This is a genomic window from Pannonibacter sp. I15F10I1 (genome assembly GCF_900185665.1).
GTDB classification, from domain to species: Bacteria; Pseudomonadota; Alphaproteobacteria; order Rhizobiales; family Stappiaceae; genus Pannonibacter; species Pannonibacter indicus.
Genome location: NZ_FYAN01000007.1, coordinates 37,642 through 49,676 on the forward strand (window position 1 = coordinate 37,642; position 12,035 = coordinate 49,676).

Below are 12,035 nucleotides of genomic sequence, written 5' to 3' on the forward strand. Positions count from 1 at the left end.
GCGAAGGCCGGGCAGCAATGTCCGGCCTTTGTGTTTTCTCAGCCTTCGGCTTCCTCGCGCAGCATTTCCAGTTCCAGCCATTGCTCTTCGGCTGCATCCCTTTCACCGGTGAGGCGGGTGATTTCGGCGGAGAGCTTGGCGAAGCGGTCCGGACTTTTTGCGTAAAGGTTCGGATCGGCCATCTCGGCCTGCAGCTTCTCCAGCTTCTTCGTCAGGCTGTCGACAGTCTCCGGCAGGGTCTTGAGGAGATGCAGCTGGGTGAAGGAGAGCTTCACCTTTGACGAGGATTTGGCTTCGCTGGCAGCCGGGGCAGGGGCCTTTTCGGCCTTGGCTGCTTTCTCGGCCTTGCGGGCGGTCACGCCATCGCCGCGCTGTGCCACCATGTCGGAATAGCCGCCGGCATATTCCTGCCACTTGCCATTACCTTCCGAGACAATCACAGACGTGGCAACGCGATCGAGGAAGTCACGGTCGTGCGAGACGAGGAGCACGGTGCCCTCGTAGTCGCTCAGCAGTTCCTGCAGGAGATCCAGCGTCTCAAGGTCAAGATCGTTGGTCGGCTCGTCGAGCACCATCAGGTTGGACGGACTGGCGAGGGCGCGGGCGAGCATGGCACGGGCGCGCTCGCCGCCAGACAGGACGCCGACCGGTGTGCGGGCCTGTTCGGGAGCGAAGAGGAAGTCCTTCATGTAGGACATGACGTGCTTCGTCTCGGTGCCCAGAACCACCGTATCGCCGCGCCCGCCGGTAAGGACGGTGGCCAGCGTGTCGAGCGGGTTCAGGTTCTCGCGCTTCTGGTCGAGGGTGACCATCTGCAGGTTGGTACCGAGGCGCACGGTGCCGCTGTCCGGCTCCAGTTCGCCGGTCAGCATTTTTAGAAGCGTGGTCTTGCCGGCACCATTGGCGCCGATGAGGCCAATGCGGTCGCCGCGCTGGATGCGGCTGGAGAAATTCGAGACGATGGGGCGCTCGCCATAACCCTTGGAAATGGCCTTGGCCTCGATCACCAGCTTGCCAGATGTCTCGCCTTCGGTGGCTGCCAGCTTGGCGGTGCCCTGCGGGCCACGGTGATTGCGGGCCTTGTCGCGCAGGTCGGCCAGCTCACGCACGCGGCGCATGTTGCGCTTGCGCCGGGCGGTGACGCCGTAGCGCATCCAGTGTTCTTCGCGCTTGATCTGCTGGGCGAGCTTCTGCTGGTCGCGTTCTTCCTGCTCGAAAAGCTCGTCGCGCCAGGCCTCGAAATGCTCGAAGCCCCGTTCCATCCGCCGCGATGTGCCCCGGTCGATCCAGACGGTGGCGCGGGAGAGATTCTCGAGGAAGCGCCGGTCGTGCGAGATGAGCACGATGGCGGACCTGAGGCTCTTCAGCTCCGTTTCCAGCCACTCGATGGCTGGAAGATCAAGATGGTTGGTCGGTTCGTCGAGGAGAAGGATGTCCGGTTCCGGCGCCAGCGTGCGGGCGAGCGCCGCACGGCGGGCCTCGCCGCCGGACAGGCTCTTCGGGTCTTCCCTGCCGGTGAGGCCAAGGACTTCCAGCAGGTAGGGGGCGCGGTAGGGATCGTCGCCGGGCGCAAGGCCTGCGGTCACATAGTCGAGCACCGTTTCATAGGCAGACAGATCCGGCTCCTGCGGCAGGTAACGGATGGTGCGGCCGGGCTGCACGAAAATCTCGCCGTTGTCGGCCTCGATCATGCCGGCGGCAATCTTCAGCAGGGTGGATTTGCCCGAACCGTTGCGCCCGACAAGGCACAGCCGGTCGCCTTCCGAAACGCTGAGTTCGGCTCCGGTCAGGAGAGGCGTGGCGCCGAAAGTGAGATGAATGTCACGCAGGATGAGAAGCGGAGGGGCCATGTGGTCCTGTCAAACGTCGAGTGCCGGAACGCTGCCGGTCGATGGCGGCGTGAAAATATGGCGCAGAGGAACGCCATCTTGGCCCGCCATGCAAGAGGGAAACGGTTCAGGCGGCGATTCTCTGCCTTAAACCCAAGGTGTACCGTGAAAGGGTGCCAAAACGGCAGAAAACTGCCGGAAATAACCTGCTTTGAATGTAGGCATGGCGATTGTTTGAGCGGAATGCATAAATTTTCAGAGGGGGAAAAATTTTTCGGATGACTGGCGCTGCCGAAAAGAATCCGTTTTTTTACCCTCCTGCAACCCTGGTTCCCCTGTGGCAGGGTTGAACAGGGTGGGGCTGCATGGGAACGTGCCAGCGCACCGGCACCAGGTGCTCTTCAAGTGTTGAAGAGGGGAGACTAAAATGTTCAAATCCGCAAGGATGACTGCGCTCGCCGCCGCGCTTCTGGCTGCAACCTCCTTCTCTGCCATGGCAGAGATGGTCTATCACCGTGGCAATTCCGCTGATCCGGAAACGCTGGATCAGCACAAGACCTCGACGGTCTATGAAGGCAACATCATGCGCGACCTTTACGAGGGTCTTGTTGCCTACAGCGCTGCCGGCAAGATCATCCCGGGCGTTGCAGAGAGCTGGACCCAGTCTGAAGACGGCAAGACCTACACCTTCAAGCTGCGCGACAACGCCAAGTGGTCGAATGGAGACCCGGTCACGGCCGGTGATTTCGTTTTCTCGCTCCGCCGCATCATGAACCCGGAAACGGGCGCGAAATACGCGACCGTGCTCTATCCGATCCTCAATGCCGAAGCGATCAACAAGGGCGAGAAGCAGGGCGAAGAGCTGGGCGTGAAGGCGGTTGACGACCGCACGCTGGAAATCACCCTCGAGCGGCCGACCCCGTATTTCGTGGACCTTCTGGCCCACCAGACCGGCCTGCCGGTGCATCCGGCCAGCGTCGAGAAGTTCGGCAGTGACTTCGTCAAGGCCGGCAACATGGTGTCGAACGGCGCCTACATGCTGGCCGAGTTCACGCCGAACGCCCAGCTGAAGGCCGTGAAGAACCCGCACTTCCATGATGCTGCCAATGTGGCCATCGACACCGTGGTGTTCTATCCGACAGAAGACCGCGGCGCTGCGCTGCGCCGCTTCCAGGCTGGCGAATTGCATTCCAACGATGACGTGCCGACCGAGCAGATGGCCTTCATCGAGAAGGAGCTGGCCGATCAGTTCAAGCCCGCTCCCTATCTGGGCACCTACTATTACGCCCTCAACATGAAGGACGAGGCGCTGGCCAAGCCGGAAGTGCGCCAGGCACTGTCCATGGCCATCGACCGCGAGTTCCTTGCGGACGAGATCTGGGGCGGTACGATGATTGCCGGCTACTCGCTGGTTCCCCCGGGCATCAACAATTATGGCGAGCCGGCCTATGCGGACTACAAGGATCTGCCGCAGATCGACCGCGAAGAGAAGGCCATCGAGCTGATGAAGCAGGCTGGCTACGGCCCGGACAAGCCGCTGAAGCTGACGATCAACTACAACACCTCCGAGAACCACAAGAACACGGCTGTTGCCATTGCCGACATGTGGAAGCCGCTGGGTGTGGAAGTTTCGCTGGTGAACACGGACACCGCGACCCACTACGCCATGCTGCGTGACAAGCAGGACTTCGACGTCGCCCGTGCCGGCTGGATCGGCGACTATTCCGACCCGCAGAACTTCCTGTTCCTGGTGGAGTCCGGCAATGATGGCTTCAACTACGCGAACTACAACAACCCGGACTACGACAACCTGATGAAAGAGGCCGCCAATACGACGGACCTCGAAAAGCGCGCTGCCATCCTCAAGGAGGCAGAGACCATCTTCATGCGCGATCTGCCTTTCATCCCGATGATGTACTACGCCTCCAAGAACCTCGTCTCGCCGAAGCTCAAGGGCTTCGAGACGAACCTCATGGACGTGCATCCGACCCGCTGGATGAGCATTTCCGAGTAAGACAGGACACGGCTGTCTGCGGCTTCCGAAAGGGAGCTGCAGCTGGCCGTTTTGCGTCATGACGGGCGCTGTCTTGCAGCTTCTGGCTGCCGGGCAGCGTTTCCCGCTGGCGAAGGAAAGGTCTGGGCATGTTGCGCTACGTGCTTGAACGGCTGTTGGGAGCCATCCCGACACTCTTCTTTATTGTCACCATCTCCTTCTTCCTGATCCGCATCGCGCCGGGCGGGCCCTTCGATCTGGAGCGGCCGCTGGAAGCCAAGGTGATGGAAAATCTCAACCGGATTTATCATCTCAATGAACCGCTCTGGAACCAGTACCTGATCTATCTGAAGAATATCGCGGTTCTGGATTTCGGCCCCAGCTTCTACTTCCGTGATTTTTCGATCAACGAGCTGTTTGCCGCCAGTCTGCCGATCTCCATCCAGCTTGGCCTGAGCGCGCTGGTGCTGGCGCTGATCGTCGGCGGTGTGCTGGGCGTGATCGCGGCGCTGCGTCAGAACCACGGCCTTGATTATTCCGTGATGGCTGCCGCAACGCTGGGCGTGACCATTCCGAACTTCGTGGTGGCGCCGGTGCTGCAGCTGGTGCTGGGCGTCAATTTCGGCTGGCTGCCGGTTGGCGGATGGGCGGCCGGCAACTACGCCTATGCAATCCTGCCCGTGGTGACACTGGCTCTGCCGCAGATTGCCGTGGTGGCGCGCCTGACGCGCGGCTCGATGATCGAGGCGCTGCGCTCCAACCATGTGCGCACGGCGCGGGCCTATGGCCTGTCGGCCTATACGGTCATCGTGGTGCATGCGCTGCGCGGGGCACTGCTGCCGGTGGTCTCCTACCTCGGACCGGCCGCCGCTGCGCTGCTGACCGGATCGGTGGTGGTGGAAACCATCTTCGGCATTCCCGGCATCGGCCGCTACTTCGTGCAAGGGGCGCTCAACCGGGACTACACGCTCGTCATGGGCACCGTGGTCATCGTTGCCTGCTTCGTCATTCTTTTCAATCTCGTCGTGGATCTGCTCTATGCGCTGCTTGATCCGCGCGTGCGTTTCGACTGAGGACCAGCCATGAGCCTGACTTCCTCTGCAAACGGACCACAGCCGGTCAAGGGCCGCTCCCTCTGGGATGACGCGCGGGACCGGCTGAAGGCCAACCGGGCGGCGGTTGCGAGCATGATCGTGCTGGCACTCGTGACGCTCGTCTCCATCATCGGCCCCTATCTGTCGCCGCATGGCTTCGATCAGGTCTACCGTGACTTCGTGAAAGTGCCGGCGAGCCTGCAGCCCTATCCGCAGCCTGAACAGGTGGAGCCGGGGCTGATGAATGTGCTGCGCCGGGCCCGCCTGGACGCGGAAAACTATCAGCGCGACGGGGACACGGTGAGCGTGCGGCTCACCTCCTCGCGCGAGATCGATCCGCGTTCGGTACAATATGTGGACCGCAGTGATTACTTCCAGAATGCCCGGCTTGAGGACATGGCGGCCGACGGCAAGTCGGTGACGCTGAAGGCAGACGTGCGCAAGCTGCATTTCTACTTCGGCACGGACGCCAATGGCCGTGACCTGATGACCCGCACCATGATCGCAGGCCGCGTATCGATGACCATCGGTCTGCTGGCGACGGTGGTGGCCATCTCCATCGGCGTCATCTATGGCGCAACCTCCGGTTATCTCGGCGGCCGGGTGGACCAGGTGATGATGCGCATCGTCGATGTGCTCTATTCGCTGCCGTTCATCTTCTTCGTCATCATGCTGGTGGTGTTCTTCGGCCGGAACTTCGTGCTGATGTTCATTGCCGTGGGCGCGGTGGAGTGGCTGGACATGGCCCGCATCGTGCGCGGCCAGACGCTGACCATCAAGCGGCAGGAATATGTGCAGGCGGCCGAAGCCATGGGCGTTGGCAATGCCGGCATCCTGCGCCGCCATGTCATCCCCAACACGCTGGGGCCGGTGGTGGTCTATATGACGCTGCTGGTGCCGAAGGTGATCCTGCTGGAAAGCTTCCTCTCCTTCCTCGGCCTTGGCGTGCAGGAGCCGATGACGAGCTGGGGCGTGCTGATTTCGGAGGGCGCGCGCAACCTGCAGGGCGGCGTGTGGCTTCTGATCTTCCCCTCGATCTTCCTGACCTCGACGCTGTTTGCGCTGAACTTCATCGGCGACGGCCTGCGCGATGCGCTTGATCCGAAGGACCGCTGACATGACTACATCTCAGAACCAGAATGATGCGGTGCTGAAGATCGAAGGCCTGACGGTCAGCTTTGCCACGAATACAGGCGTGGTGGAGGCCGTGCGGGGTGTCGATATCCACGTCAACCGCGGCGAAACGGTCGCCATCGTGGGGGAAAGCGGTTCGGGCAAGAGCCAGACCATGATGGCGGCGATGGGGCTGCTGGCGTCCAACGGCATCACCGGCGGGCGCGTGCTCTACCGGGACCGGAATATCCTCGGCCTGAAGACCGGCGAGCTGAACCAGGTCCGCGGCAAGAAGATCACCATGATCTTCCAGGAGCCGATGACCTCGCTCGATCCGCTCTACACCATCTCCCGCCAGCTGTGCGAGCCGATGGTGGAAAACGGCGGCCTGAGCTGGTCCAAGGCCAGGGCGCGGGCGCTGGAGCTTCTGAAGCTCGTCAATATTCCCGAGCCGGAGCGCAAGCTGAAGTCCTATCCGTATGAGCTGTCCGGCGGGCAGCGCCAGCGCGTGATGATCGCCATGGCACTGGCCAATGATCCGGACGTGCTGATTGCGGATGAGCCGACCACGGCGCTGGACGTGACGACGCAGGCGCAGATCCTCGATCTTCTGGCGGATCTGCAGAAGCGGCTGGGCATGGCGGTGGTGTTCATCACCCATGACCTTGGCATCGTGCGCCGGATTGCGGACCGCGTTTACGTGATGCGCAAGGGCGAGGTGGTGGAAGAGGGCGAGACGGCTCAGATCTTCGAGGCGCCCGCCCATGACTACACCCGCGTGCTGCTGGACGCCGAACCGGAAGGCACCAAGGCACCGGTGGATGTGTCGGCACCGGTGGTGATCGAGGGGCAGAAGGTGTCGGTGGAATTTGCCCTCGGCGGCGGGTTGCTGACGAAACCTTTCATCCTGAAGGCGGTGAACGACATCTCGCTGACCGTGCGCAAGGGCCAGACGCTGGGCATCGTGGGCGAGAGCGGGTCCGGCAAGTCGACGCTGGGCCGGGCGCTGCTGGGGCTGATGCCTGCACAGGGCCGGGTGTTCTTCAACGGTACGCGCATCTCGGACAAGAGCAAGGCGGAGCTGCGCCCACTGCGCAAGCATATGCAGCTGGTGTTCCAGGATCCGTTCGGCTCGCTGAGCCCGCGCATGACCGTGGGCCAGATCATCACCGAAGGGCTGCTGGTGCATGAGCCGGGCCTGAGCGGTGCCGAGCGTGACCGCAGGGCCTGTCAGGCGCTGGAAGAGGTGTCGCTCGACCCGGTGATGCGCAACCGCTATCCGCACGAGTTCTCCGGCGGCCAGCGCCAGCGCATTGCGATTGCGCGGGCCATGGTGCTGAAGCCGGATCTGATGGTGCTGGACGAGCCGACATCGGCACTGGACCGCACGATCCAGAAGCAGATCGTGACGCTGCTGCGCGACCTGCAGAGCGCCCATGGGCTGACCTATCTCTTCATCAGCCACGATCTTGCGGTGGTGCGGGCCATGTCGGACACGGTGATGGTGATGCAACACGGCAAGATCGTCGAGGCGGGGCCTGCGGCGGATGTGTTCGAGGCGCCGCGGGAGGATTACACCCGCCGCCTGATCGCCGCCGCCATGTTGCCCGCGGCGCATGCGGCCGCGTGATCTGTGACGAAAAACCTCTCCCGGATGGCTCCGGGAGAGGCTGATATGCGTGAAAGGCGGTTGGGGGTCAGCCCTTCACGGCCTCAGCGACCATGACGGCCAGCGGCGTCGTGGGACGGCCCGTCAGGCTGGAAAGCGTCTTGCTGTTGTCCTCAAGGTCGCCCTTGGCGGTGCAGGTGTCGCAGTCAGCCAGAATGGCGGCAAAGCCTTCCGGCAGGCCGACCTGCACGAGAACATCCTTGTAGGCCGCTTCCGGCAGGTTGGTGTAGGTCACCGGTTTGCCCGAGGCGCGGGACAGTTCAGCCGCATAATCCGCCTTGCTGAAGGACGTATCTCCGGCCAGTTCATAGATGGTGCCGGAGGGTGCGCCCTTGCGCAGCACTTCAGCGGCGGCAGCGGCATAGTCGGCGCGGGCTGCCGCGGAGATGCGGCCATCACCGGAGGCGCCGACGACGCCATGAGCAATCTCGGCCTGCACGGCGGAGAGATAGTTCTCGATATACCAGCCATTGCGCAGCAGGACGTAGTTGAGGCCGGACGCGGCGAGCATGTCTTCGGTGGCCTTGTGTTCACCGGCAAGGATCATGCCGGACTGCTGGGCGCGCAGGACGCTGGTGTAGAGGACGAGGCCGACGCCGGCAGCTTTCGCTGCCTCGATGACGGCCTTGTGCTGCGGCACGCGCTGGCCGACTTCGCTGCCGGAGATGAGCAGCAGGCGGTCAGCGCCGGCAAGGGCAGGGGCGAGGGTTTCCGGCTTTGAATAGTCGAAGGCCACCACTTCCACGCCGCGTGCGGCAAGATCGGCCACCTTTTCCGGGGACCGGACGAGCAGGCGCAGCGAGGCGGCCGGTTCGGTGGTGAGCAGGTTTTCGGCGACGAGGCGGCCAAGCTGACCGGACGCGCCGGTGATTGCGAGTTTCATATGCGGCTCCATCTGCTGTTTTCTCCGGCGGGCTCGCCGGGTCAATGCGATGCGGCAGATATGCGCTATGTACTTTCTTTTGGAAAGTACATACAATTTGGTAAGTTATAGGAAAGGCGTCCCGGCTGGATGTGCCTTTCAGGAGAAAAGATATGGAAAACAGTGCCTTGGACAGGGAAGAAAAAATCTCCGACGAAGCCGGAACTGTGGACGTGGCCCCGGATCTGGTCACCGGTCAGCCGCTTTCGGAGCTGATGCGCCGGGGCGCGCTGTTCAGTGTGGCCTGTCCGTCGCGGGAAATTCTCAATCATCTGACCAGCCGCTGGGGTGTGCTGATCCTGCTGGCGCTGCTGGAGGGCACGCACCGTTTCAGCGAGCTGCGCCGCAAGGTGGGTGGTGTGAGCGAGAAGATGCTGGCTCAGACGCTGCAGCAACTGGAGGGGGATTGCATGATCGACCGGGTATCGCTGCCCGTGGTGCCGCCGCATGTGGAATACAGCCTGACGCCGCTGGGCCGCGAGGCAGCTGAGCGTGTGCGGGCATTGGCAGACTGGCTGGAGGTCAACACCCCCAACATCATGGCGGCGAAGGCCGAACGGACGAGCCGCTGAAGCAGGGTGGCTAAACGAAGGGGACTGGCACTTTTCGGGTCGTTTCCGGCTTCGGTGCCTCTGCGCACTAAGCTTTCGTGCTTCAAGCTGCTTCACGTTCGTTGAGCAACCTTGGAGCAGCGGCTCTTCCGGTCGCTGCTGTCAAAAGGAGGGAAACATATGTCCGTAGCAACTGCCAGCTCTCAGCCCGGTGAGATCGAGACGGCACGCAAGGAGGTTGAGGCTGCTCTTGTGCAAAAGGCCCTGGAGGATGCGGACTTCCGGGGGCGCCTCGTTCGTGACCCGCAAAGCGTGTTGAAAGAGCTGCTGGGGTTCAACCCCATTCCGAACTACACCATCCGGGTTATTGAAGAGCAGCCTGGTGAAGTCGTGCTTGTGCTGCCGCGTCCGCTGGAAATTGATGAGTTGCCCGATGAACTGCTTGATCTGGCGGCGGGCGGAACGACAACTGCATTGATAGCAACTCTCTATTCAGGAACCATATTGTTGGGTGCCAGGGTCGCGAGTGTTGCAAAGAAGTGTGAGCGCTGAGGGCTGAGAGTCAGCTGCCGCGCGGGGCCCGCCAGCCAGCAGAAATGGCCTCGGCTTCCGAACAGAACCAGCGCTCGCCCTTGCTTTCGTTGATGCTGGTTTTGGCGTAGGAGGCTGACCAGGGCATATGGTAGATGCGTACGCCTTTGGAAATGTTGCCCTTGATCGGGCATTCCTTTTGCAAGTCTGCTGAGGCCTGCACCTGCCGTTGGGCGCTGGCGTTCTGCCACTTGGCAGCCCTGAAATCCCAGGGGGCTTCGGCTGTGCCTGCAAACATGCCCGCCTTGGCCGCGCGCGCACGGCTTTCCTCGGGAACGTAGCTTGAGGAATAGCGGATGAATGCGAAGGCGTGGCCACTCTCAACCATGGCGGCGTTCACGTTGAGCGCGCCGGAATAGCAGGTACCCAAACGTCGGCCGTAGTCATCAAGTGTTGCGCCCTTGCAAACCACCGGTCCGTTTGAAAGGAACGTTCTGAGCGCATCTGCCGCCTCTTTGCCGCAACGGTACTCCTGACCTGCTGGCGTCAGGCAGCGCTGTGCCAGCTCGGGTGCATCAATCCCTTCCAGGCGGATTTTTTCACCGTTCAGCACGATCGTATCGCCGTCGGTGACCTTCAGTGCCTGAAGCGTCAGAGGGGCAGCGCCGCCGGCGATGCATGCGGCTAAAACCAGCGCGCCAAGCGGAAGACGGCTCCGGAGGGATGGCCGGATTGCGTGTGTTTTCAAGGCGGTAATCCCGGAATCAGGCGAGGCCTACGTGGCTTTGCTGGAAGTCTGGGGAGTAAGGGTTAACGGGTTGTTAAGATCTGGCTTCCGGTTTTAAGGACGCACGGATTTCACGTTTGTGAGCCCAGGGAGGCGCTGAACGCGGCGCGCCGGAAATGGTTCCAGCTAATAAACCAAGAAAAATATTTTTTTATTTGCCCGGACGCATTGCCCACGAGCGAGAAGACGCCTATTTTGCATCCCGGCGCGAGCTGCTTCCCCGCAGCTCCGGAAGGGCCGGGCCAGCATGAACGCATGCAGCCGGGCCGCACCACAGCTTTCCTGAAGGAGGATTTGCCATGTCTTTCGAACTTCCCGAACTGCCGTATGCCTATGACGCCCTTGGCCCCTACATGTCCAAGGAGACGCTTGAGTATCACCACGACAAGCACCATCAGGCCTATGTGACCAACGGCAACAACCTGCTGAAGGACAGCGGCCTCGAAGGCAAGACGCTGGAAGAGATCGTCAAGGAGAGCTTCGGCAAGAACGCCGGTCTCTTCAACAACGCCGGCCAGCACTACAACCACATCCATTTCTGGAAGTGGATGAAGCCGAATGGCGGCGGCAAGTCCATCCCGGGCGCTCTGGCCAAGGCCATCGACAGCGATCTGGGCGGCTATGACAAGTTCCGCGCCGACTTCATCGCTGCCGGCACCACCCAGTTCGGCTCCGGCTGGGCCTGGGTTGCCGTCAAGGATGGCAAGCTGATCATCTCCAAGACCGCCAACGGCGAAAGCCCGCTGGTGCAGGGTGCGTCTCCGATCCTCGGCGTCGACGTGTGGGAGCACTCCTACTACATCGACTACCGCAACGCCCGTCCGAAGTACCTCGAGGCCTTCGTCGACAATCTGATCAACTGGGACTACGTCCTGGAAATGTACGAAGCTGCGGCCAAGTAAGCTTCTGTTTCGTTGAAAGGCCCGGCCAAGCGCCGGGCCTTTTGGCATTGGAGGGGAGGCTGAAGGCATGACCATCCGGCTTCGCGGACATCACCTGTTGTGCATGCTGACCTTCGTCGGGGAGGGCTATTCCCCCCGCTTTGTCGCCAATTATGCGAGAGTGATCCGGCGGATGAGGGCAGGGGAGCCTGTCTTGATCGTGCAGGGGCCGGATGACATCTGCGCGCCGCTTCTGGCTGGTGACGCTCCCCATTGTCACCGCGACAGCGTTGTGGAACGTGACCGGTTGGCTCTCGAAAGTGCCGGAACACTGCTCGGGCGGCGGCTGGAGGCTGGCAGCGAGGTGATCGTGGACGGGGACATGCTGAACCGGATGCAGCGTGGCTTTGTTTCGGGCGAACTCCGCCCGGCCTGCAGTGGCTGCGAGTGGTCCGGCCTGTGCGACAAGGTTGCCGAGGCGGGGTTTGAAGGGACCCGGCTTAGGGCAGGGACGGGGGACTGACGCGGCAAACATCTGATTCGGCCCCTTGCGATGCGGGGCAAGATCTCGGTGGGGAGTGCCAGGTGAACGTGCCGTTCAGGCAGCTTTTCTACCCGGAGATTTTCGTCCCGGGTTGCTCCTTTCCGAATTGCCGCAGCGTGAA

Annotated in this window: 11 protein-coding genes; 8 read left to right on the forward strand and 3 right to left on the reverse strand. The window is 62.1% G+C overall.

What is annotated here, in order from left to right; translation table 11 throughout:
* Positions 1-38 precede the first annotated feature (38 nt).
* Positions 39-1,850: an ABC-F family ATP-binding cassette domain-containing protein gene (locus IF10I1_RS04700; protein ID WP_186393947.1), complete on the reverse strand. Its 1,812-nt coding sequence runs from the start codon at positions 1,848-1,850 to the stop codon at positions 39-41.
* Between the two features lie 406 nt (positions 1,851-2,256).
* Here IF10I1_RS04700 and IF10I1_RS04705 point away from each other — a divergent pair, with 406 nt between their 5' ends.
* From IF10I1_RS04705 to IF10I1_RS04720, 4 genes are all read left to right on the forward strand, one after another.
* Complete coding sequence (locus tag IF10I1_RS04705) at positions 2,257-3,843, forward strand: peptide ABC transporter substrate-binding protein (RefSeq protein WP_186393946.1); 1,587 nt, start codon at positions 2,257-2,259, stop codon at positions 3,841-3,843.
* A gap of 128 nt (positions 3,844-3,971) precedes the next feature.
* A complete protein-coding gene (gene oppB, locus IF10I1_RS04710) occupies positions 3,972-4,895 on the forward strand; it encodes an oligopeptide ABC transporter permease OppB (protein WP_058900382.1) in 924 nt (307 codons plus the stop codon).
* A gap of 9 nt (positions 4,896-4,904) precedes the next feature.
* Positions 4,905-6,032: an ABC transporter permease subunit gene (locus IF10I1_RS04715; RefSeq protein WP_122519635.1), complete on the forward strand. Its 1,128-nt coding sequence runs from the start codon at positions 4,905-4,907 to the stop codon at positions 6,030-6,032.
* A gap of 1 nt (position 6,033) precedes the next feature.
* Positions 6,034-7,659 carry an ABC transporter ATP-binding protein gene (locus IF10I1_RS04720; protein WP_186393945.1) on the forward strand — a complete coding sequence of 542 codons (1,626 nt, stop codon included), beginning with the start codon at positions 6,034-6,036 and terminating at the stop codon, positions 7,657-7,659.
* Positions 7,660-7,726: 67 nt separating this feature from the next.
* Here the strand turns inward: IF10I1_RS04720 and IF10I1_RS04725 are convergent, their stop codons facing one another.
* Complete coding sequence (locus tag IF10I1_RS04725) at positions 7,727-8,581, reverse strand: SDR family oxidoreductase (protein WP_244284757.1); 855 nt, start codon at positions 8,579-8,581, stop codon at positions 7,727-7,729.
* A 254-nt stretch (positions 8,582-8,835) separates the two neighbouring features.
* Between IF10I1_RS04725 and IF10I1_RS04730 the strand changes: the two genes are divergently transcribed.
* Positions 8,836-9,192 carry a helix-turn-helix domain-containing protein gene (locus tag IF10I1_RS04730; protein ID WP_081625956.1) on the forward strand — a complete coding sequence of 119 codons (357 nt, stop codon included), beginning with the start codon at positions 8,836-8,838 and terminating at the stop codon, positions 9,190-9,192.
* 159 nt (positions 9,193-9,351) lie between these two features.
* On the forward strand, positions 9,352-9,723 hold the full coding sequence (locus IF10I1_RS04735) for an NHLP leader peptide family RiPP precursor (RefSeq protein ID WP_186393943.1): 372 nt from the start codon (positions 9,352-9,354) through the stop codon (positions 9,721-9,723).
* A gap of 10 nt (positions 9,724-9,733) precedes the next feature.
* Here IF10I1_RS04735 and IF10I1_RS04740 read toward each other — a convergent pair whose 3' ends face one another.
* The gene (locus IF10I1_RS04740) at positions 9,734-10,450 is read right to left on the reverse strand and encodes a thermonuclease family protein (protein ID WP_186415339.1); all 717 of its coding nucleotides are present in this window, start codon (positions 10,448-10,450) and stop codon (positions 9,734-9,736) included.
* A gap of 338 nt (positions 10,451-10,788) precedes the next feature.
* On the opposite strand from IF10I1_RS04740, the gene IF10I1_RS04745 reads away from it, so the two are divergent.
* Both IF10I1_RS04745 and IF10I1_RS04750 read left to right on the forward strand, forming a co-directional pair.
* Positions 10,789-11,391 carry a superoxide dismutase gene (locus IF10I1_RS04745; RefSeq protein WP_050471091.1) on the forward strand — a complete coding sequence of 201 codons (603 nt, stop codon included), beginning with the start codon at positions 10,789-10,791 and terminating at the stop codon, positions 11,389-11,391.
* A 67-nt stretch (positions 11,392-11,458) separates the two neighbouring features.
* Positions 11,459-11,893 (forward strand): DUF1284 domain-containing protein, encoded by a 435-nt coding sequence (locus tag IF10I1_RS04750; RefSeq protein ID WP_186424377.1) that lies wholly within the window; start codon positions 11,459-11,461, stop codon positions 11,891-11,893.
* The last annotated feature ends 142 nt before the right edge of the window (positions 11,894-12,035 follow it).